This window comes from Alteromonas sp. 76-1 (assembly GCF_900654235.1).
Lineage (GTDB): Bacteria > Pseudomonadota > Gammaproteobacteria > Enterobacterales > Alteromonadaceae > Alteromonas > Alteromonas naphthalenivorans.
The window spans coordinates 4,204,077-4,226,350 of sequence record NZ_LR136958.1 but is presented as its reverse complement, the minus strand read 5'-3'; the positions used below and the strand labels follow the sequence as shown (position 1 = coordinate 4,226,350).

General features: G+C 44.4%; 23 protein-coding genes. 22 read left to right on the top strand and 1 reads right to left on the bottom strand.

What is annotated here, in order from left to right; translation table 11 throughout:
* The first annotated feature begins 200 nt into the window (after window positions 1-200).
* The gene (locus ALT761_RS17885) at window positions 201-845 is read left to right on the top strand and encodes a tetratricopeptide repeat protein (RefSeq protein WP_129740204.1); all 645 of its coding nucleotides are present in this window, start codon (window positions 201-203) and stop codon (window positions 843-845) included.
* Between the two features lie 459 nt (window positions 846-1,304).
* Window positions 1,305-3,638, top strand: a complete 2,334-nt coding sequence (locus ALT761_RS17880) for a TonB-dependent receptor (RefSeq protein WP_129740203.1) — start codon at window positions 1,305-1,307, stop codon at window positions 3,636-3,638.
* A 169-nt stretch (window positions 3,639-3,807) separates the two neighbouring features.
* Here ALT761_RS17880 and ALT761_RS17875 read toward each other — a convergent pair whose 3' ends face one another.
* Entirely contained in the window at window positions 3,808-5,493 is a 1,686-nt protein-coding gene (locus tag ALT761_RS17875) for an alkaline phosphatase D family protein (RefSeq protein ID WP_129740202.1), read from the bottom strand.
* 212 nt (window positions 5,494-5,705) lie between these two features.
* Here ALT761_RS17875 and rnr point away from each other — a divergent pair, with 212 nt between their 5' ends.
* The 20 genes from rnr to rpsD all read left to right on the top strand — a co-directional run bounded on the left by rnr (window position 5,706) and on the right by rpsD (window position 22,258).
* On the top strand, window positions 5,706-8,018 hold the full coding sequence (rnr, locus tag ALT761_RS17870) for a ribonuclease R (protein ID WP_129740695.1): 2,313 nt from the start codon (window positions 5,706-5,708) through the stop codon (window positions 8,016-8,018).
* Complete coding sequence (rlmB, locus tag ALT761_RS17865) at window positions 8,018-8,755, top strand: 23S rRNA (guanosine(2251)-2'-O)-methyltransferase RlmB (RefSeq protein ID WP_013786232.1); 738 nt, start codon at window positions 8,018-8,020, stop codon at window positions 8,753-8,755. The genes rnr and rlmB overlap by 1 nt, the downstream gene beginning before the upstream one ends.
* Window positions 8,756-9,304: 549 nt before the next feature.
* Window positions 9,305-10,993 carry a S8 family serine peptidase gene (locus ALT761_RS17860; protein ID WP_129740694.1) on the top strand — a complete coding sequence of 563 codons (1,689 nt, stop codon included), beginning with the start codon at window positions 9,305-9,307 and terminating at the stop codon, window positions 10,991-10,993.
* Between the two features lie 229 nt (window positions 10,994-11,222).
* A complete protein-coding gene (locus ALT761_RS17855; protein WP_013786230.1) occupies window positions 11,223-12,599 on the top strand; it encodes a DUF4397 domain-containing protein in 1,377 nt (458 codons plus the stop codon).
* Window positions 12,600-12,743: 144 nt separating this feature from the next.
* Window positions 12,744-14,831, top strand: coding sequence for a PAS domain-containing hybrid sensor histidine kinase/response regulator (locus tag ALT761_RS17850; protein WP_129740201.1), 2,088 nt, complete (start codon window positions 12,744-12,746; stop codon window positions 14,829-14,831).
* A 345-nt stretch (window positions 14,832-15,176) separates the two neighbouring features.
* A complete protein-coding gene (gene rplN, locus ALT761_RS17845; RefSeq protein ID WP_013786228.1) occupies window positions 15,177-15,545 on the top strand; it encodes a 50S ribosomal protein L14 in 369 nt (122 codons plus the stop codon).
* A 12-nt stretch (window positions 15,546-15,557) separates the two neighbouring features.
* Window positions 15,558-15,872: a 50S ribosomal protein L24 gene (rplX, locus tag ALT761_RS17840; RefSeq protein WP_013786227.1), complete on the top strand. Its 315-nt coding sequence runs from the start codon at window positions 15,558-15,560 to the stop codon at window positions 15,870-15,872.
* A 17-nt stretch (window positions 15,873-15,889) separates the two neighbouring features.
* Window positions 15,890-16,429 carry a 50S ribosomal protein L5 gene (gene rplE, locus ALT761_RS17835; RefSeq protein ID WP_013786226.1) on the top strand — a complete coding sequence of 180 codons (540 nt, stop codon included), beginning with the start codon at window positions 15,890-15,892 and terminating at the stop codon, window positions 16,427-16,429.
* 11 nt (window positions 16,430-16,440) lie between these two features.
* On the top strand, window positions 16,441-16,746 hold the full coding sequence (gene rpsN, locus ALT761_RS17830) for a 30S ribosomal protein S14 (RefSeq protein ID WP_013786225.1): 306 nt from the start codon (window positions 16,441-16,443) through the stop codon (window positions 16,744-16,746).
* Window positions 16,747-16,759: 13 nt separating this feature from the next.
* Complete coding sequence (gene rpsH / locus ALT761_RS17825; protein ID WP_013786224.1) at window positions 16,760-17,152, top strand: 30S ribosomal protein S8; 393 nt, start codon at window positions 16,760-16,762, stop codon at window positions 17,150-17,152.
* Between the two features lie 13 nt (window positions 17,153-17,165).
* Window positions 17,166-17,699 carry a 50S ribosomal protein L6 gene (gene rplF, locus ALT761_RS17820; protein ID WP_129740200.1) on the top strand — a complete coding sequence of 178 codons (534 nt, stop codon included), beginning with the start codon at window positions 17,166-17,168 and terminating at the stop codon, window positions 17,697-17,699.
* A gap of 12 nt (window positions 17,700-17,711) precedes the next feature.
* Window positions 17,712-18,065, top strand: coding sequence for a 50S ribosomal protein L18 (rplR, locus tag ALT761_RS17815; RefSeq protein WP_041453128.1), 354 nt, complete (start codon window positions 17,712-17,714; stop codon window positions 18,063-18,065).
* Between the two features lie 9 nt (window positions 18,066-18,074).
* Complete coding sequence (rpsE, locus tag ALT761_RS17810) at window positions 18,075-18,575, top strand: 30S ribosomal protein S5 (protein ID WP_013786221.1); 501 nt, start codon at window positions 18,075-18,077, stop codon at window positions 18,573-18,575.
* 6 nt (window positions 18,576-18,581) lie between these two features.
* Window positions 18,582-18,761 (top strand): 50S ribosomal protein L30, encoded by a 180-nt coding sequence (gene rpmD / locus ALT761_RS17805; RefSeq protein ID WP_013786220.1) that lies wholly within the window; start codon window positions 18,582-18,584, stop codon window positions 18,759-18,761.
* A 3-nt stretch (window positions 18,762-18,764) separates the two neighbouring features.
* Window positions 18,765-19,199, top strand: a complete 435-nt coding sequence (gene rplO, locus ALT761_RS17800; RefSeq protein ID WP_013786219.1) for a 50S ribosomal protein L15 — start codon at window positions 18,765-18,767, stop codon at window positions 19,197-19,199.
* A 5-nt stretch (window positions 19,200-19,204) separates the two neighbouring features.
* The gene (gene secY / locus ALT761_RS17795; RefSeq protein WP_013786218.1) at window positions 19,205-20,524 is read left to right on the top strand and encodes a preprotein translocase subunit SecY; all 1,320 of its coding nucleotides are present in this window, start codon (window positions 19,205-19,207) and stop codon (window positions 20,522-20,524) included.
* Window positions 20,525-20,561: 37 nt separating this feature from the next.
* A complete protein-coding gene (rpmJ, locus tag ALT761_RS17790) occupies window positions 20,562-20,675 on the top strand; it encodes a 50S ribosomal protein L36 (RefSeq protein WP_013786217.1) in 114 nt (37 codons plus the stop codon).
* Between the two features lie 174 nt (window positions 20,676-20,849).
* Window positions 20,850-21,206 (top strand): 30S ribosomal protein S13, encoded by a 357-nt coding sequence (gene rpsM / locus ALT761_RS17785; protein ID WP_013786216.1) that lies wholly within the window; start codon window positions 20,850-20,852, stop codon window positions 21,204-21,206.
* A gap of 14 nt (window positions 21,207-21,220) precedes the next feature.
* Window positions 21,221-21,613: a 30S ribosomal protein S11 gene (gene rpsK, locus ALT761_RS17780; RefSeq protein WP_013786215.1), complete on the top strand. Its 393-nt coding sequence runs from the start codon at window positions 21,221-21,223 to the stop codon at window positions 21,611-21,613.
* 24 nt (window positions 21,614-21,637) lie between these two features.
* A complete protein-coding gene (rpsD, locus tag ALT761_RS17775) occupies window positions 21,638-22,258 on the top strand; it encodes a 30S ribosomal protein S4 (RefSeq protein ID WP_013786214.1) in 621 nt (206 codons plus the stop codon).
* The last annotated feature ends 16 nt before the right edge of the window (window positions 22,259-22,274 follow it).

Below are 22,274 nucleotides of genomic sequence, written 5' to 3'. Positions count from 1 at the left end.
ATTAAGTATTCGCTTTAATGGCCGATAATTAAACATAGCCATTAAGGTCTAGATGCAAATATCGTCATATTCATACCGTTATTTGTTTCTCGGCTTTTATACCTAACCGCTTTAGAAGCATGGTTTGAAGACATTAACCCCAGATTTTAACTTAAGACATTAACTCAAATCACCAACGTCTAAATAAAGAAGCCATTGATATGAAACTGTATTCACTGCCCACAATTTGTTTATTGCTTTCTACACTTTTCAGCGCCTTGGTGTTGGCTGAAGGGGAAACCATTGATGAAATTCGTGCGGTACAGTTATACGATCAAAATGCGCTTATCGATATGATTAATGCCAATACTCACTTAGATAAAGTAGTCGCCGATAGATGCCAGCTGGTGCAAGATATAGAAGCCCGTGCGGATATACTTAAAGTGCCTGCTTATCAGTTCTTATGGGGGGACATGTTAGCGTGGGGGGTATGCGTTGATGCTGAACCTGCCAGAGGCATGACCCATATTGAAGATGCGGCGAACCAAGGTTTCCCTGCTGCGTTAGAACAATTAGGTCGTTACTATGCGAACGGTACTTTAGTACAACAAAATAAAGAAAGAGCGGTAGTGTATTTGCGAGAAGCCGCAGCGCTAAAAAGTTTAAAGGCGCAATTGCAGTTAGTTGAGCTATTTCTTGACGGTTACGGCAGCCCTTACGACTATCAAGATGCCTATCATTGGTTACATAACTCAGTCACTAACGACAAGGCGCAACATCAAAAAATAGCCAGTTATTTAAGCAAACTTGAACAGCTAATGCATCCTAAAGCAGTACGCGCAGCAAAACGCCCATTAGACAGTTAGTCCATTTAGGCTAGCAATCGCTGGTAGCAGGTTCGCTCGCCATTAAGCACGTTTGCTAAAAATCATATGGCACGTTCGAAAACTTCCCCCACCGCAACAATACTTGAGCAAATTCACTTCGGCCGCAATTCATTTAAACCGCAATTCATTTAAACTGTAATATAGTGCGACTTTAATAAATTAAGATCGCAAGAAAAAACGCCCAGCAGGCTAACAAGCGCTTCTTACCCCAATCCATCACAGTTATGTGTAGTTATATACGTCTATGATAATTATTGGGTTTTGAAACATGTTGTCATAAAACTGCCTCTTACCTGTCACCTTCGCTTCATCATTTCGTCTTATAACAAGATTAGATTCATCTGCTTTGCAGAGCTCTGACCACTACTGCAATAAATCATGAAAATACACATAATTAAGCGCAGAACACACTAACGAGATATTCATTAAGGGACACACATGTTTTCAAAAACCCTATTAGCCACCGCTATTTTTAGCGCATTGGCTGCCCCAACATTTGCTAATACAGATTCACCAGCAGATGAGAAAGACTACATTGAAGAAATTACCGTTACTGCTCAAATGCGTGAGCAATCGATAATGGATGTTCCGGTAACCATGGATGTTATTTCAGGCGACTTTTTAGAGCGCACAAACATTATGGAACTTGATGAGCTTTCTCGCGTTTTGCCAAACGTTCAAATTCAAGAACAAGCGGTAAGCCTACCTTCATTTAATATTCGTGGCGTTACAGACGACGGCTCTTCCGTTTCGGCTACTCCACGTATCTCGGTATATCAAGATGGCTTCGATATCAGTAAGAAAACGGTATCAAGTGTGGCGCTTTACGATATTGCTCGTGTCGAAGTATTAAAAGGCCCGCAGCCCACACTATTTGGTGTTGCCGCGGCTAACGGTGCTATCAGTATTCACTCTCACTTGCCTACCAATGAAAAGGAAGCAACGGTTCAGCTAGGTTACGACACTGAGTCGGGCAAAGAAGCCGAGTTCATGTTCAATACACCTATTAATGATAATCATAGCGTGCGTATTGCCGGCTTATATCGTCAGATGGACGGTATTATAGAAAACAATGCCTGCTCTGAAGACAGCTACTATGGCAACGCCGACATGATTGATCATTTAGGTAATGCAGTGCCCTGTAACAGTGAAGATCTGCAAGGCATTTCAGTACAAGCCCTACGTGGTACATGGAAAGCCAGCTACGACAACTTTGAAATAATAGCCCGTGCTTCAATGGAATATAACGACCAGCCAGGTATTGCATTTAAATCAGGCTCGATTGCGCCTAATGGCGGCGATACCAGCCCGTTTACAGCCGCTGAATTTAGTATGGGCAGTGAGCTTGGTATTGAGCGTACACTGCAGGCCTACGATATTTCATTAGATTACGATATTAGTAACAGCTTAATGTTTCATGGCGATGCGTATTATAAAGACGTAGAAGTGAGTGAAGGGTTTGATGCCGATGGTTCGGCCCTTAGAATTCAAGATGCCTACTTCGATAACGATGCAACACTAAGCGGTGGCTCTATGCGCTTGGTTTATGATGCGGGCGAAAAGCTGGTGGCTTTTGTGGGCGCCTCTGTAAGCCAAGATGATTCGATACTGCCGTATTACGTTATGGTAGACCCGTTTGTACGCGGTACGTTCGATGCAGTAAAAGCACAATTAGAAGCGTCTTCGAATATTCCGCTAAATCAAAACATTGCTACCGATGCCTCGCTTGAAGAAATTGAAGCTTTGCGCGCTATGTTGGTGTCTTCATTGTTTAATGCCGATGGCACGCCAATTTCAAATGCAGATTTTCCCTCTACTATTATTCAAGGCCCTTATATTTTTGAGGCAGAATTAGATATCACGTCTTATGTGGCTGAGGTGTCTTACTTTGTGACTGACAAGGTAAATGTGACCGCGGGTGTACGTTATATTGATGAATCACGTTATACCAAAAACACCTATACATTAGATTCAGGCACATTTGAATTTGAGGGGGAAGGCGACTTTGACGATACGCTACCTCGTTTTGCTGTAAGTTATGACATGAACGATAACTGGAATTTCTATGCGAACTACGCCCGAGGCCGTCGCTCACCTGTAGTTAATGCCGACTTCTCTGGCGTATCGACGACTAAAGCTGAAATTGTTGATAGCTACGATTTAGGCGTTAAATATCAAAGTAACAATTTCACCTTCTCCGGTGCGGTTTTTACCTATGAATACAGCGATTATCAGCAGTCTTATACCGATCCTGAAACTTTACAATCCATTACCGTAACCGTGGGTGATTCAACCATGTCCGGTATTGAAGGTATGGGAACTTATCATTACAGCGATACGTTATCGATAACCGGTAGCATCGGTTTCTTAGACGCAGAGTTTGCTGACAATACTGCCGATGGTAGCCCATTCCAGTATGCTGGAAATAAATTCCGCCTAGCGCCAGAGGTAAGCGGGGCGATAAATATCAACAAGGAATTTGAAGTTCAAAACTGGCTTGTAAATGTAAACTGGCTAACGAGCTTCCAGTCTGAAGTATTCTTTGAAAGCAGTAACTACCCTGGTTTGTCGCAAGATACTCATTCATTGACAGATATCTCTGTACAGTTTTCGCAAGAAGCAAGCAGCTTTGCGTATGAAGTGTATTTAGAAAATGCCTTCGATAAAGAGTATGTGATTGATGCAGGTAATACCGGTGGTGGTTTAGGTATTCCTACTTATGTTCGCGGTATGCCGCGTATTGCAGGCGTGCGCTTCTACTATAGCTACTAATATCGGTAGCTTTTAAATAATAAAAAATCCCGTTTCGCTTTTGGCGATAACGGGATTTTTTTGTCTTGGTGCTAGGTGGCAAGTAACGCGGCTAGCGCTTTACTCGTCTTAATCCAGCCACTACTTACTTTTTCACTTAGCCACTACTCAGCCACTAATCAGGCCTTCGTCAGCCCTCAATGACAAACTCATGACTATTTACTGCGCTGGCCGACATGGATTTAATCGTATCTACATAACGCCACGTGGCAACCGCCTGTTTTTCAGTAAAAGATACCGTTAAATATCCCCGCTGATGCAAATTGCAATATGCTAAATCATCGATAAGTACAGGAAGATCTTCCGCCATGGTTGACGCCGTGTCAGCATCCATTTTTAAATAATGCTCCATACCCGGCGAGGAAACACTGGATGTGGCAAGCTCCGTTGCCACCGCTGTGCCATCTTGCAAGGTTAAGGTGTTATGCCACGCATTGTGCGTGTCGCCCGCTAATGCGATCACTGGTTTATTTAATTGTTGCACTGCAGTTAGCAATTGCTCCCTTTCAACCGGATAGCCATCCCATGCATCAAGGTTGTACGGCATGGCAGCGGCTAGCAGCTTTTCTTCTTGTGCTGAAATGGTTTCTCCGGCTAGCTTTCTGCGTTTGCTATTTGCAAGGGCGTGCACATGAGCAGGAATTTTTTCAAAAGGGACACCATTGAAGATAGAGGCAGGAAACATCATGCGGCCAATTAAAAGCTGCTGCCCTAATACTTGCCACTTCGCCTTGCTATCGTTCATGGCCGTATTAAGCCAAGTGCGTTGCGCACTGCCCAATAAGCCTCGTTCTGGCGCACTAATCGCCTTGGTAAATCCGGGTAAATCAAAAGCCTCGGAATCGGGAGCATCAGGGTCGCGAAAGTCACTATAGGCTAACTGCTTATCTCGCGCTAAAACACGAGTATCTAGCATGTATAGGTCAACCAAGTCGCCAAAGGTAAACTGTCGATATATTTCTAATCTGCTTTCACCAAAGGTAGGTCGAATCGGGAGCCACTCATAATAGGCTTGCACCGCCGCGGCTCTGCGCGCATAAAAATCCCCCTCATCTTCCTGATGATTTTCAGCACCATCTTTGTAGGTGTCGTTAGTGATCTCATGATCGTCCCACACCACAATAAAAGGCTTAGCACGGTGTAAATCTAATAAACCTTGGTCAGTACGATAGAGCGCGTAGCGTTTACGGTAATCTTCAAGAGTATACAACTCGGTATCGTTGTCTTTGGCAAACATGCGGCCTAACTCTTTAGCATGTTCGGTGGCATAGCCTTCGCCATCATATTCGTAAATGTAGTCGCCTAGATGTAATACAAAATCAATATTCTGCTGTGACGCAGCATCAGCATAAGGCGTAAAAAAGCCCGCAGGGTAGTTAGAACATGAAAACACTCCGAACGTTACCTGGCTTACGTTTTCTTTCGGTAAGGTTAATGTTGTACCTACATCGCTGATACTATTTGCGCTTTTAAAGCGATAGTAATAGCGGGTGGCAGGTTTCAAACCGGAAACATCAACTTTAACAGTATAGTCTCGTGATTGCTGGGCCTGGGCAATATCACTGGCAACAAGCGTACTAAAATCTTTTGAAGTAGATACTTCCCATAAAATGTTAGCGTTTGCTGCGTTTTTGTCGGGCAAAGCTCGGGTCCAAAGAATAACGCTATTATGCAGAGGATCGCCGCTAGCAATGCCATGAGTGAAGCTGGCACTATCTTGTGGCTTTTTAGTAGAAACACAGCCGGCTAAACCTGTTGCAATGGCAACACTGGCACCGGTAATAGAACTTAATTTAATAAAAGAACGTCTGTCCATAAGGCATGTCCGTAAGGGTTATTTTTTTAGTGATTGAGAACTAAAGATATATCGAAAGTGTATGACACTGGCATGGCAGTTTTATAACGTAATGTTTTGTGCAGATTGCTGTTATACTGTGCGTAAATCGAACGCTTTAAAATTGCTATGCGTAGAACATGGGCAACAGTGTTTGAAAAATGAATAAACTAACGAGGCGACAGAACAACTCTATGAGTGATGATCCGCATTATCAGCGCGAGAAAGAAAAGTACGAAAATCCGGTAGCAAGCCGGGAGTTTTTGATGAGTTTATTGAAAGAAGAAGACAGACCTATGTCTTTTCTTGAAATATGTACGGCAGTAAATGCCGAAGAAGAAGATGCTCGCATTGGCATTCAACGCCGCCTTCGCGCCATGGAGCGAGAAGGGCAAGTTCAGTTCACCCGTCAAAAGAAGTACATTCTTCAAGATCAAGATGAGTTGTTCCGCGGTAAAGTCATTGGCCACCGTGATGGCTTCGGCTTTTTACGCCCGGAAGATAAAAGCGGAGACCTGTTCATTAGTGCAGGCCAAATGAAACTGTTTTTGCATGACGATATTGTAGAAGCACGAGTAAGTGGCACTGACCGCCGCGGTCGTAAAGAAGCCTTTATTACGCAGGTGGTAGAGCCGCGTTCAGAGCCTATTGTTGGTCGCTACTTTGTAGAGCAAGGGTTTGGCATGGTTGTGCCAGATGACAGTCGTCTACAGTATGAAATTGTTATCCCTCCTGAACACGTACACGGCGCCCGTATGGGGCAAATAGTGGTGGTTGAGCTTACGCAGCGCCCACGTCGTAAAATGAGCCCAGTGGGTAAAATTGTTGAAGTACTAGGTGAACATATGGCGCCTGGTATGGAAATAGAGATGGCGCTTCGCACCTTTGATATTCCGCACCAATGGCCAAAAGGCGTTACCAAACAGGTTAAAAGCCTTACCGAGCAAGTGCCAGATGAAGCAAAAGAAGGGCGAATCGATTTACGTCAGCTTCCACTTGTTACCATAGACGGTGAAGACGCTCGCGATTTTGATGATGCCGTATATTGTGAACCGTTAGATGATGGTGGTTGGCAACTATGGGTAGCCATTGCCGATGTAAGTTACTACGTACGAAACGGCACAGCGTTAGACGATGAAGCCCAGCAGCGCGGCAACTCGGTGTATTTCCCTGAGCAAGTTATTCCTATGCTACCGGAAGTGCTGTCTAACGGCTTGTGTTCACTGAACCCAGAAGTTGATCGCTTGTGTATGGTGTGCGAGATGACCATTACCGCTCAAGGTAAGTTAGATACTTACCAATTCTATGAAGCCGTAATGAATTCTCACGCTCGTTTAACTTACACCAAGGTATGGCAAATACTGCAAGGCGACAAAGATCTTCATCAACGATATGAAGCACAAGTGCCGCATTTGCGTCATCTTCACGATTTATATCGCTCGTTGAAAAAAGCACGTCAGCACCGTGGTGCAATTGAGTTTGAAACCCAAGAAAGTAAGTTTGTATTTAACGCCCAGCGTAAAATTGAAAACATCGTGCCGCTTATCCGTAACGATGCCCACAAACTTATTGAAGAGTGCATGATTTTAGCTAACGTTAGTGCTGCACTAACACTGTCTGAAAATGAAGCGCCTACGCTATATCGTGTACACGATAAACCCGATGCGGATAGGCTGACAGCTTTCACAAGCTACTTAGCTGAAATAGGCGTGCCGCACAAAATTACCGATGAAGCCTTACCGGCAGATTTCACCGACGTGGTATTAAAAACCCGTGGTCGCCCTGACGAAGAGCTGATTCAAACCATGTTGCTTCGCTCAATGAAGCAGGCTATTTACGATGGCGATAACCTAGGTCACTTTGGCTTAGCCCTTGAAGCCTATGCGCACTTTACGTCGCCTATTCGTCGTTACCCAGACTTAGTGGTTCACCGCGCATTAAAAGGAATTATTGCCAAGCAAAAAGGCAACAATACGGTTTCAGGTGCGAAGAATTACACGGTTGAAGAAATCGAACAGCTAGGCGAACAATGCTCGATGACCGAACGTCGTGCCGACGATGCAACCCGTGATGTTGCTGACTGGCTTAAATGTGAATTCATGCTTGACCATGTTGGCGATACCTTCGAAGGCGTAGTGAGCTCAGTGACAAACTTTGGCTTGTTTGTTCGCTTAACCGAATATCACATTGACGGCCTAGTGCACATTACCTCACTCGATGACGATTTCTATCACTACGACCAAGTTAAACAAATACTGGCGGGTGAGTCGGGTCATCGTCAATTTAGACTAGGCGATACTGTAGAAGTAAAAGTGGCTGCGGTTAACCTAGATGAAAGAAAAATTGATTTATTGCTGGATAAGTCTATGCTGCGCGGCCCCGGCGGCAAGAAGGTTAAAGTAGCCAGTGCGAAGAAGCCGCCTAGAAATGCTAAGCGAGGCCCTAAAAAGGGCGCGCCAAAAGGCAAAGGGGCACCATCGCGTTCGAAGAAAGGGGATAAGCGTTAATGGCACAGCAAGAATGGTTATATGGTTTACATGCAATGCAGTCGGTTTTAGAACAAGAACCAGAGCGTGTAATGGAAGTGATGGTATTAAAAGGCCGTAACGACGAGCGTTTGACTAATATTGTTAATCAAGCACGTCGATTTGGTATATCAGTACAGTTTTGTCAGCGTAAAGCACTAGACGACAAAGTTAACGGCGAACAGCACCAAGGCGTGGTCGCTAGAGCGAAACCCGCTCGTGTAATGGATGAAGCTGACTTAGATAGAATCTTAGACAAAGAAAGCAAGCCATTATTGCTTGTGCTTGACGGTATCACCGATCCGCATAATTTAGGCGCCTGTTTGCGTACCGCCGATGGCGCGGGTGTGCATGCAGTGGTAGTACCGAAAGATAAATCGGCCAGCCTTAACGGCACCGTGCGCAAAGTCGCGTGCGGAGCAGCGGAAGTTATCCCACTTATTCAAGTAACTAACTTGGCGCGTACGTTAAAGCACCTTCAAGATAAAGGTTTATGGATTGTGGGCACGGCGGGCGAAACCGACAAAACCCTTTACGATATAAAACTAGATGGCCCAACCGCACTAGTGATGGGCGCTGAAGGTAAAGGCATGCGCAGGCTTACCAAAGAGACCTGTGATGAATTAGTGAAGTTACCGATGGCAGGTAGTGTAAGTAGCCTGAATGTATCGGTTGCCACTGGTGTGTGCTTGTACGAGATAGTGCGTCAACGTGGCTAACTAGCTTTTATTGAGTTGGTATATAACTATTAGCTACAAACTTACATTAGCTACAGACATATTTGCAAAAGACTGATTCGCAAAACACAGAAGCCGTTAACGTATCCGTTAGCGGCTTTTTCGTTTCTGAAAAGCGTTAGGAAAAGCGTGAAATTAACAAGTAAATATTTAAGGTAATTTAAATTATAAATTAATATTTTCTTACAAATTGACGCTTTACATTCGAACCTCGCGCCATCTCTGCATTTACCAAAATTCCAACGCTACTTAAGCACAATTCAATCTACAACTTACGTATATATTTTCAACGTGAGGAACATTTCGTAATACTTAACTCATTGATTCTATGTTTAATAGTTAAATGGTGCGCATTTGATGTTTTACCCAATGCCACATCAAAAGGCAGGTGGGCCGTTTGCGAATTTGAGCATGGAGTGCTTTCGTAGGAAGTAGCGTTTGCCCTGAATGTCTATTAATAACAACGAAGTTTCAAAAGCGCTGTAAAGCGTTGAAACACGACAAGACAGATAACAGGAAATAAAAGTGAATATGAAACACACAAGTATATCAGCCATCGCCCTTGCAGTTTCTGTAGGGTTAGTAAGTCACGCTGCAACTGCAGCAATCACAAAAAACACGACAGCAACAAACACAACCAATGCACCAGTAAAAGTGGAAGAGCAAAAAGCATCGCTTCAATCTTTACTCGGTAAACGACTTGTTTTGAAAGGCGAGTCTGCACAAGAAGAACAGCGCTATATTATAAAATTCAAAGAAACATTAACGACAGATGTTATTAGCAATGCCAATAGCAGCAAATCTGGCTCGGCTGAACTAGTTCAGGCCACAAAATCTATTGTGAAGCGACCTTTTGAAGTGCAATCAGCCCGCAGTGAAATACAGAAGGTGGGGGGAGAGGTTCGTAAAGAGCTTGGAAAGCATCGCATGATGGCGGCGTCTTTAAGCCGAAGTGCCCTCAATAAACTGCGTAACAACGCAAATGTAGAAAGTATTGAAGTAGATGTGAAGCGCACACCTATGGCGCAAACCACGCCTTACGGTTACACCATGGTACAAGCTAATCAGCTTTCGCAAGCAGATACTACCGCTCGGCGTGTATGTGTTATCGACACGGGATACAACCTAGGGCATCCAGACTTACCTGGCACTAACAACGGAGTAACCGGTCAGGCGAATAATAGTGCCGTGGGGAATTGGTATAACGATGGCAATGGTCATGGTACGCATGTGGCGGGCACCATTGCCGCTTATGACAATAGCGAAGGGGTTGTTGGTGTTTACCCTGGCGTGAATTTGCATATCGTTAAGATATTCAATGACAGTGGTGATTGGACCTACGCCTCTGATCTTATTGATGCCATTTCACAGTGTCAAAGTGCCGGGGCTAACGTGGTTAACATGAGTTTAGGTGGCGGCAGCGCGTCTACAACCGAGCAAAACGCCATGCAAAGCTTTACCGACGATGGCTTGTTGCTAGTAGCTGCGGCCGGTAATGCAGGTACGAGCGCGAAGTCATATCCTGCTTCGTACGATGCAGTCATGTCGGTTGCCGCTGTTGATTCAAATGAAAACAGAGCAAGCTACAGTCAGTACAATGACCAAGTTGAAATAGCCGCTCCGGGTAGTGCCGTTTATTCAACATACCCTACAGACACATATGCGTCTTTAAGTGGAACTTCAATGGCTACCCCTCACGTAGCAGGTGGCGCGGCCTTAGTATGGAGTTACTTCCCTCAGTGCTCAAACACGCAGATCCGAAATGCGTTAACATCAGCGGCTGAAGACAAGGGAGCAAATGGGCGAGACAATTTGTATGGTTTTGGCCTGATGCAACTTGAAGATGCCTACAGTTACTTGAATACCAATGGTTGCGGCGGCAGTGGCGGTTCAGATCCCGGTACCGACCCAACTGTTGAGCCGGTGTCAGGTCAACTTACCGGACTATCTGCATCACAAAGCAATTGGAATCGTTATACGTGGACTATTCCTGAAGGTGTAACGACCATGACGGTACAAACGTCAGGTGGTAGTGGCGATGCCGATTTGTATATGAAATTTGGGTCACAGCCCGAAACCAGTGACTTTGATTGCCGTCCTTATGAGAATGGTAATAACGAAGTGTGTACGTTCCAAGCACCCGCAGCGGGTACCTGGCACATCGGAATTCGTGCTTACACAACTTACAGTGGCGTAACGTTATCGTATTCCTATGAATAGTTAACTTACAAATAAAAAGCTCGCCCCTATTACCTTATAAACAGGTAATAGGGGCTTTTTTGTATAGAAAGACAAAATACTTTTGTAGTGAATTGTCAGCTTTGTAAAGGCAGCGTAAAGGTGTGAACTATAACAAGCTTTGTAGTGCCATACGGCAGTATAGTTCACGCCTTTCTGGGCAGTGTAACTCCCTTCAAACAATCACGAATTTAGTAAGGACGTTCAGTATATGCAATTTCAATTTCCGGCTTGGTTACGAAACGTAGCTATCGGTCTGGTGGCAATATCAGGGTTAGCTGCTTGTGGTGGCTCTGACAGCAGCTCCGATTACTCGTATGCTTATATACAATTCTATAATGCTTCGCCAAATGGTGCGAATGTAGAAATGCGAGAAGTCGATGGAGATAGCTTTGGCTCTGCGCAATTTGGTGATACTACTGCGATGTACTCAATGGACAACGGTGAAATTGAACTTGAGTTCATTCGCACCGACTCAGATGACCAAGAAGTACTTATTGATACTTACACCGTTAACCTTAAAAATGGTGACAAGCGTCTTATCGTAATGAGTGGTGATTTTGATTCACCCATTATTAGCGATTACAGCTATACCCGTGAAACGCTAGAAGATCACTTCAGGTTATTCGCCTTGTCTGTAACCATTGATGAAGGTTCTTACGACTTCTATTTAGCCGAGTCTGGCGACCCGTTTGAAGCGGCAAATTTCTTAGGTACGGTAACGGCCTCTGAAATGATTGAGTTTGACTACTGGGATCCAGATGATGACAGCGACTACTTTGATGAAGATGAGTACACCATTTATCTAACAGAGCCAGGAAGTACTGAAGTTCTATTTGAATCACAGACAATAGACTTTGCATACGAAACTGAATACCTACTCACCATGCGTGATGTAAGTGGCGCAATTCAATCAGGTTTGGTTGTAGACACTATTTTGAATTCATCATCAGTGACGGCGTTAACCGATGTTGAAGCAGACTCACAGTACCGTATTTATAACTCGACAAATATTACCACTGCACTTGATGTGACTTTTGGTGGCAACACCGACGAAGAGGATGTTGCATTTTCACTGGATGCCGGGGAATTATCTGAATTCACTGAAATTGGGTATGGCGATTACCGCGTAACAGTAACGGATACCTCTGGTGAAGCCACAACGCTAAGCAATAAGCTTATCACGTTGAACCAAGGTGAAAGTAAAGCAATTCTAATCTACGAAAAAGCGGGCGCACTTGGCGCGGTAACATTCGTAGAAAGTGGACTGCCTCAAGCGTACGATAAAACAGTGAACTTCATTAATCTTGTTGAAGACTTTGATGATGTGGATTTCTACCTAGTACGTAACGATGAAACTATCGATACTGCAGAATACGACCTACAAAATTTAGAGTTTGGCGAGACTGACAGTGAAGTATTACCGTCTGATTACTACGAAATCATTGCCGTTTACGAAGATGATAACGAAGAACAAATTCTGCTAGACCGTACAGCCTTATTCGGATTTAACGAAGAAGAGAACTATATTGTTACGGTAGAACCCGCAGATACCGCAACTGGCTATGAAATTAACATTTTGTATTAATCACTTATGTGAAAATTATACTAATTGCTAATGCTGGTATGCTTTAAATACCGAGAGTTTCAGTTACCTTTAGAAAAGACTATTACTTCCCTGTAATGGTCTTTTTTTGTTTTAAGGGCTTTTTAAAGGTGGGCGTAAATCCTCATGAGTGTAATTAAAGATCTTCACAAAATTACTACCGATGGCGGGTTATCCTTCAGCGAAAAAGTGGCCCGTTTGCTAGAAATTGGCACTGAGGTATTAGGCCTTGAAACCGGCATTGTTAGCTTTGTGCAAAATGGCACCTACACGGTGGTGCAGGCCATTTCACCGTTGAATGAAATTGTAAGCGGCGCTGAGTTTCCATTATCTGATACGTATTGCGCTGATACCGTGAATGCAAATGGTATCGTGGCCTATAACGACATTGACGTAATGCCAGGCAACAGCCACCCGTGTTATGCGCTCTACACATTAAAAAGCTACTTAGCTACTCCTATACATGTGAATGCTGCGCTATATGGCACACTCAACTTCTCTTCTACTACGTCGAAGAGCGACAGTTTCACAGCCTTAGATTATGACTATTTACTGCTGCTTGCCGACTGGATAGGGGCAGAGGTGGCACGTGAACAAGCGTTGAGTGAAATCATTTCTCAGAAAAATGCCTTAGAAGAACAAAACGCGCTTTTAAACCAGATTACTGAATTGGCGGGTGTTGGCACGTGGGAGCTTGATGTAGAAACAGGTGCACTCAAGTGGTCTGCGTCTTTGAAGCGCATGTTACAAATGAACGAAAAGCAAGACATCACCCCATCCCATGCACTTAACTTTATAGCGAATAAAAAAGTACGGAATGTTTACGAATCTAAAATGGAAGAAATTGCCATAAACGGCAATGACTGGGCTTACGAGTTCGAAGTTATTACCGATGGCGGGGAAAAACGGTGGTTGGAGAGTCGTGCACACCCCATTATGAAAAATGGAACCTGCCTTAAAATTATCGGTGCAACTCGAGATATAACTGAGCGATTTAACACCACCCAATCTTTGAAACAAAAAACCGCGATCGCAGAGCAAGCCCTTAAAGCGCGAAGTGAGTTTCTAGCAAACATGAGCCATGAAATACGAACCCCAATTCATGGTGTGCAAGGCATGCTCGAGACCCTTTGCAGTACATCGCTTAATGAAAAGCAAAAAGAGTATACCCATGTAGCTATGCGCAGCGCAGAATCCTTGCTCAATATTGTGAATGATATTTTAGACTTTTCAAAAATTGATTCAGGGCATATGACCTATGATGTTGAGCCTGTTAATTTAAAAGAGTTAATTGAGCAACAAATACCTATGTTTAGGCGTTTAGCCGATAAAAAAGGGATTGAATTTATCACCGAAACGGCGGCGGTTTCAGATACGTTATTTCTCGCTGATTCGTTAAGATTAAGTCAGATACTGATGAACCTTATGAACAACGCGGTGAAGTTCACTGATAAAGGCTCAATTAAAATTAGTACGCGATGTACCAAGTATGGTGCAGGGCGCTTTAGGGTTAAGCTAATTGTTACCGATACGGGTATTGGTATTAGTGATGAGCAGCAAAAAGTCATCTTTTCGCCATTCCTTCAGGCCGAAGAGTCGACACAGCGACGCTTTGGCGGTACAGGTTTAGGCTTAGCCATTGTGAATAATATTGTTGAGCATTATGACGGCAACGTAGAAGTATCTAGCGCGATAGGGGAAGGGGCTCGATTTATCGTTACCATGACCCTAGATTGTGCAAATGCCGGTGTAATGAAAGAAAAAGCTATCGCAGCAAACAAGGTCACACCGCTTTGCAAAAGAGTGCTGTCAGAATCGCGTGTGTTAGTGGTTGAAGATAACGAAATAAATCAGATAGTCATTAAAGAGCAATTAAAAGAAATTGGTGTGTCGGTAGAGCTCGCCAATGATGGTGCGTTAGGCCTCGCTAAGGTAAAAAGTGCTATTGCGCGGAAAAAGCCATACGACCTTATCTTTATGGATTGCCACATGCCAGTGATGGACGGGTTAGCTGCCACGAAAGAAATTAGAGCACTAGGTGAAACCGTTCCTATCATTGCACTTACTGCCAATGCGCTGAGTGGCGAAAAGGAAAAGTGTTTGCGAGCAGGAATGAATGACTTCATATCAAAACCTGTAGGCGTTTCGCGGTTAGGGGACTGTATTAACTATCACTTGTCTTATAAACAGGAGAAGTTTAAAGATCCTGCTTGATAGCCAACTTTTGGCTATCTGCCCCGGCAATGCTGGGGCTTTTTTATGGATGTATTACGGGGGATATAAAATCACAAGACAAACTATAAAATCATGCGTATAATATGCACCTGCTTCTGGCGCTATTCAAGTTATGCGTCGTGCGACCCCCTCGCATTTCAGAAACAATTCACTCAAATTCCCCATCGATTAAAAATAATCCAATTTAACGCTATCTCTAGCTCAAAATTTCTGTTATAGTTTCGCGCCCTTTTTATGGGGGTATGTATATAAATTCAACAATGTTTGTTGGGTTTAGCAGCAATAACGACTCGGCAGAGTCTCATAATAGAGCGGAGCACTAACATGATCCAAATGCAAACTAACCTGGACGTTGCAGACAACAGCGGCGCTCGCAGGGTTCAGTGTATTAAGGTTCTTGGTGGCTCGCATCGCCGTTATGCAGGTATCGGTGACATCATCAAAGTTACTGTGAAGGAAGCAATTCCTCGCGGTAAAGTTAAAAAAGGTGACGTACTGAATGCAGTGGTGGTGCGTACTAGAAAAGGCGTTCGTCGTGCAGATGGTTCATCCATTCGTTTTGACGGCAACGCAGCTGTTTTGCTTAACGCAAACAAGCAACCAATTGGTACGCGTATCTTTGGACCGGTAACCCGTGAGTTGAGAAGTGAAAACTTCATGAAAATCATCTCATTGGCCCCAGAGGTACTATAAGGAGTCACGATAATGGCTAATAAAATTCGTCGTGATGATGAAGTAGTCGTATTAGCGGGTAAAGACAAAGGCAAACAAGGCAAAGTCCTTAAAGTGCTTATTGCTGATAACCGTGTAATTATAGAAGGTGTTAATCTTATCAAGAAGCACACTAAGCCAAACCCACAATTGGGTGTAGCTGGTGGAATTGTTGAGAAAGAAGCTTCTATTCACGTTTCTAATGTTGCGATTGTTAACCCGGCAACGGGCAAAGCAGATCGCGTTGGTTTCCGTTTCGAAGATGAGAAGAAAGTTCGTTTCTTCAAATCTAACGGCGAACTTGTTTAATTATATTGGAGAGTACGATGGCGAAACTGCATGATTTCTATAAAGAAACAGTAGTAGCTGAACTTGCTAAGCAGTTCGGGTACAAAAGCGTCATGCAAGTCCCTCGGATTGAAAAAATCACTCTAAACATGGGTTTAGGTGAAGCAATTGCTGACAAGAAGGTGCTTGAGAATGCTCAAGCTGACATGGCGGCTATCGCCGGTCAGAAGCCGATTGTTACAGTTGCTAGAAGATCAGTAGCGGGCTTTAAAATCCGTGAAGGTTATCCGATTGGCTGTAAAGTAACCTTACGCGGCGAGCGTATGTGGGAATTCCTTGAGCGTTTGATTTCAATCGCTATCCCACGTGTTCGCGACTTCCGTGGTTTGAACCCTAAGTCATTCGACGGTCGTGGTAACTACAGCATGGGCGTGCGTGAGCAAATCATTTTCCCTGAAATCGATTTCGATAAAGTGGATAAAGTTCGTGGTATGGATATTACTATCACTACCAGTGCGGACTCAAATGAAGAAGCACGTGCTCTGCTGGACGCGTTCAACTTCCCATTTAAAAAGTAGGGTGTAGGGTTATGGCAAAAGAATCAATGAAGGCCCGTGAAGTAAAGCGCGCTAAGCTAGTAGCTAAGTACGCAGAAAAACGTGCCGCACTTAAAGCGACTATCAGCGATGTTAACGTATCTGAAGAAGAGCGTTGGGACGCTGTTCTTAAGCTACAACAACTGCCACGTGACTCAAGTTCTTCACGTCAGCGTAATCGCTGCCGCGTAACTGGTCGTCCACATGGTTACCTTCGCAAATTCGGTCTTAGCCGTATCAAACTGCGTGAAGCAGCGATGCGCGGCGAAGTCCCTGGCCTTAAAAAAGCCAGCTGGTAAGGAGTAGCTGATAATGAGCATGCAAGATCCTATCGCGGATATGTTTACCCGCATCCGTAACGGCCAAATGGCAGAGAAAGTTTCTGTAGTTATGCCTTCTTCTAAACTTCGCGTAGCAATTTGTGAAGTATTAAAGTCTGAAGGTTATATTACTGACTTCGCTGCATCTGGTGACGTTAAGCCTGTTTTAGAAGTTACGCTTAAGTACTTCGAAGGCAAGCAAGTAATTGACACTATTGAGCGTGTAAGCCGCCCAGGTCTGCGAATCTATAAGAAAAAAGATGAGCTTCCTAAAGTAATGGGTGGATTGGGTGTCGCGATCGTGTCGACTTCTAAAGGTGTGATGACTGACCGTGCAGCGCGTAACGCTGGCATGGGCGGTGAGATCATCGGTTATGTAGCATAACGGAGGAGTTGAAATGTCACGAGTAGCAAAAGCCCCAGTAGACTTGGTTTCAGGTGTAGATATTTCTATCGCTGGCCAAGAAATTACCGCAAAAGGTAGTAAAGGCACTTTGACCCGCGTTTTTAACGACGCTGTAGAAGTTGTACAAGAAGAGAACCAATTGAAAGCACTTCCTCGTGAAGGTTTCGCTGACAGCTGGGCACAGGCTGGTACTGTACGCTCTCTTCTTAACGCAATGGTTCAAGGTGTTTCACAAGGTTTTGAGAAAAAGCTTCAGTTAAATGGTGTTGGTTACCGTGCGCAAGCACAAGGTAGCAAACTAAACCTGACGCTTGGTTTCTCTCACCCAGTAGTATACGAGATGCCTGAAGGCATTACCGTTGAAACGCCTACGCAAACTGAAATCGTCGTGAAAGGCGCCGATAAGCAGGTTGTAGGACAGGTTGCGGCGAACATTCGCGCTTACCGTCCACCAGAGCCTTACAAAGGCAAAGGTGTACGTTACGCTGACGAACATGTACGTCGTAAAGAAGCTAAGAAAAAGTAGGTGGGTGATACGATGGATAAGAAAACAGCTCGCATTCGTCGCGCTACACGCGCACGAGCAAAAATTCGTGAACTGGCCGCGCATCGCTTGGTAATTAACCGTACACCTCGCCACATCTATGCTCAGTTAATCGCTCCTAGCGGTTCTGAAGTATTAGCAGCGGCTTCTACTGTAGATAAAGAACTTGCAAAAGATCTTAAGTCAACAGGTAACGCTGAAGCAGCGGCGATAGTCGGTAAAGCAATTGCAGAACGCGCTAAAGAGAAAGGCATTGAAAAAGTGGCTTTCGATCGTAGTGGTTTTAAATACCACGGTCGCGTTAAGGCATTAGCTGATGCAGCTCGCGAAGCTGGCCTTCAGTTCTAGGAGTTTATAATGGCTAAACAAGAAGTTCAGAACGGTGAACTATTAGAGAAATTGATTGCTGTTAACCGCGTATCTAAAGTGGTTAAAGGTGGTCGTATCTTTAGTTTTACTGCATTGACAGTAGTGGGTGACGGTAATGGTCGCGTAGGTTTCGGTTACGGTAAAGCACGTGAAGTGCCTGCTGCAATCCAGAAAGCTATGGAAAAGGCACGTCGCAACATGGTTGACGTTGACCTTAACGGCCACACGTTACAGCACCCAATTAAAGGTCGTCACTCTGGCTCTAAAGTCTACATGCAACCAGCATCAGAAGGTACCGGTATCATCGCCGGCGGTGCAATGCGTGCAGTACTTGAAGTAGCTGGTGTACAGAACGTACTTTCAAAATGTTACGGTTCTACGAACCCAATCAACGTTGTTCGTGCAACAATCAACGCGCTGACAGAGATGAATTCTCCAGCGAAAGTTGCTGCGAAACGTGGATTGTCTGTATCAGAAATTTTGGGGTAATCAGACATGGCAACGATTAAAGTAAAGCAAACTAAAAGTGCGATTGGCCGTCTGCCAAAGCACAGAGCTACGCTTAAAGGTTTAGGCCTTCGTAAAATCAACCATGTTCGTGAACTGGAAGATACGCCAAGTGTACGCGGCATGATTCACCGTGTTAATTACATGGTCGAAATAGTCGAGGAGTAAGTTATGCGTTTAAATACTATTGCTCCTGCTCCAGGAGCTAAACATTCTGGTAAGCGTACTGGTCGTGGTATCGGTTCAGGTCTAGGTAAAACAGGTGGCGCAGGTCACAAAGGTCAAAAAAGCCGTTCAGGTGGCCGTGTTAAGCCAGGATTTGAAGGTGGTCAGATGCCACTTCAGCGTCGTCTTCCTAAATTCGGTTTCACATCACGTAAGAGCTTTGTTACTGACGAAGTAACTCTTGCAGAAATCGCAAAGGTTGATGGTGATACAGCATCTCTAGAAACTTTAAAAGCAGCTGGTCTTGTGAAAAAAGAGATTCAGTTCGTTAAAGTTATCAAGAGCGGTGAAGTATCACGCGCTGTTACAGTAAGCGGTTTAAAGGTTACTAAAGGCGCTAAAGAAGCGATTGAAGCTGCTGGCGGTAAAGTAGAGGAATAAGCTAGATGGCTAAACCAGGATTGGATTCAGGCGCGAAAAGCGGCTTGAGTGAGCTTAAAGCAAGATTGTTGTTCGTACTCGGTGCGATTGTTGTATTCAGATTAGGTTCTTATGTTCCTATTCCGGGCATCGATCCAGCTGTACTTGCTGACTTGTTCGAGCAACAGAAAGGTACCATTGTAGAAATGTTTAACATGTTCTCCGGTGGTGCGCTTGAGCGTGCATCCGTTCTGGCTTTGGGCATCATGCCATACATTACTGCATCAATTATTATGCAGTTGCTCTCGGTGGTTCATCCACCGATGATAGAGCTTAAAAAAGAAGGCGAAGCAGGTCGTCGTAAAATTAGTCAGTACACACGTTATCTAACGTTGGTATTGGCTATCTTCCAATCAATTGGAATATCGACGGGTCTGCCGAACCTAATTAATGGACTGGTATTGAACCCTGGCTTCGGATTCTACTTTACGGCAGTAGTGAGCTTGGTCACAGGAACGATGTTCCTAATGTGGTTAGGTGAGCAAATTACTGAACGAGGTATCGGTAACGGTATTTCTATATTGATATTTGCTGGTATTGTTGCCGGTCTACCAACAGCGATAGGTCAGACGGCAGAACAAGCAAGACAAGGCGACATTAACCTGTTGTTCTTGTTGTTGATGGCTGTGATTGTTATTGCGCTTACATACCTTGTGGTATTTGTAGAGCGCGGACAGCGCAGAATTGTGGTAAACTATGCAAAGCGTCAGCAAGGCCGTCAGGTTTTTGCCGCGCAAAGCACGCATTTACCACTGAAAGTCAACATGGCTGGTGTAATTCCACCCATCTTTGCTTCCAGCATCATTTTGTTTCCGGGTACTATCGCAGGATGGTTCGGACAGAATGAATCTACGGCGTGGTTGCAGGACGTAGCACTTATGCTATCTCCAGGTCAGCCCCTGTATGTGATGTTATACGCAACAGCGATAATCTTCTTCTGCTTCTTCTACACGGCGTTGGTTTTCAACCCGCGTGAAACAGCGGATAACTTGAAGAAGTCTGGTGCGTTTGTACCAGGTATTCGTCCTGGTGAACAAACATCGCGTTATATCGATAAGGTAATGACTCGTCTGACTCTGGCAGGCGCGCTGTACATAACCTTTATTTGTTTGGTGCCTGAATTCATGCTAATTGCCTGGAATGTTCCGTTCTACTTCGGTGGTACGTCGCTTCTAATTATTGTGGTGGTTATCATGGACTTTATGGCACAGGTGCAGACACATTTGATGAGTAGTCAATATGAGTCTGTTCTGAAGAAAGCTAATCTTAAAGGCTACGGCCGTTAAGTTAGCCCCTTAATTTATAAGATAGGGGAGTGATGTAATGAAAGTTCGTGCATCAGTTAAAAAGATTTGCCGTAACTGTAAAGTTATCAAACGCAACGGTGTTGTGCGCGTAATTTGTACAGAGCCGAAGCATAAGCAAAGGCAAGGTTAATCTACGCGGTACTGAATACTCGCAAAGCTAATAAGCAGGGCCTGACTTATACTTATCAGGTTCTGCTGGTTTTGTTTAAAGTGTTCAGAACCTAAATATTTGCAATTTAGTTGACGGGTAAGTATCCTATCGGGCTTTTTAGGTCGTCAACAATAAATTAGAGGAGTGCTGTTAATGGCCCGTATCGCTGGCATTAACATTCCTGAGCACAAGCATGCTGTAATCGCTATCCAAGCGATCTATGGCGTTGGTCCTACACGTGCTAAAAGCATTTGTGTAGGTGCTGGTGTTGCAGAAGATACAAAGATCAAAGAGCTAGACGAAGCGACTATTGATAAGCTTCGTGACGAAGTGGCTAAATTTACCGTTGAAGGTGATTTACGCCGTGAAGTCTCTATGAGCATCAAACGTTTGATGGACCTGGGTTGCTTCCGTGGTATTCGCCACCGTCGTAGCTTGCCTCTACGTGGTCAGCGCACTAAAACAAATGCGCGTACCCGTAAAGGTCCTCGTAAGCCAATTAAGAAGTAAACGGGGAATAAGTTATGGCTAAAGCACCAGCTCGTAGTACGCGTAAGCGCGCTAAACGTCAGGTTGCAGACGGTATGGCTCATATCCATGCGTCTTTCAACAACACAATTGTGACTATTACAGACCGTCAAGGCAATGCATTAGCATGGGCGACATCTGGTGGTTCAGGTTTCCGTGGTTCACGTAAATCTACCCCATTTGCTGCACAGGTTGCTGCAGAGCGTGCAGGTGTTGCTGCACAAGAATACGGTCTTAAAAACCTAGAAGTGTTTGTAAAAGGTCCAGGTCCAGGCCGTGAGTCTGCGATCCGTGCTCTTAACGCTACTGGTTATAAGATCACAAATATTACCGATGTGACACCAATTCCTCACAACGGTTGTCGTCCACCGAAAAAACGTCGCGTTTAATCGACGGACAGTTGGAGAAAGATCATGGCAAGATATTTGGGTCCAAAACTCAAACTTAGCCGTCGCGAAGGAACTGATTTGTTCCTTAAGAGCGGCGTTCGCGCAATCGATTCTAAATGTAAAATCGATACAGCGCCTGGTCAGCATGGAGCCCGTCGTGGCCGTTTGTCTGACTACGGTGTTCAGCTGCGTGAAAAACAAAAAGTTCGTCGTATGTATGGCGTTCTTGAAAAGCAATTCCGTAACTACTATAAAGAAGCTGCACGTCTAAAAGGGAACACAGGTGAAAACTTGTTACAACTTTTAGAAAAGCGTCTTGATAACGTAGTTTATCGTATGGGATTTGCTAGCACACGTGCAGAAGCACGTCAGCTAGTTAGCCACAAGGCGATCATGGTAAATGGTCAAGTTGTGAACATTCCATCATTCAACGTTTCTGCCGAAGACGTGGTTTCTGTTCGTGAAAAAGCTAAGAAGCAAGCTCGTATCGTAGCTGCTTTGGAACTGGCTGACCAACGCGAGAAGCCAACTTGGATTGAAGTAGACAGCACTAAAATGGAAGGTACTTTTAAGCGCCTACCAGAAAGAACTGATTTGTCTGCGGAAATTAACGAACAGTTGATCGTTGAACTTTACTCTAAGTAAAGCTAACTAAAGAGGA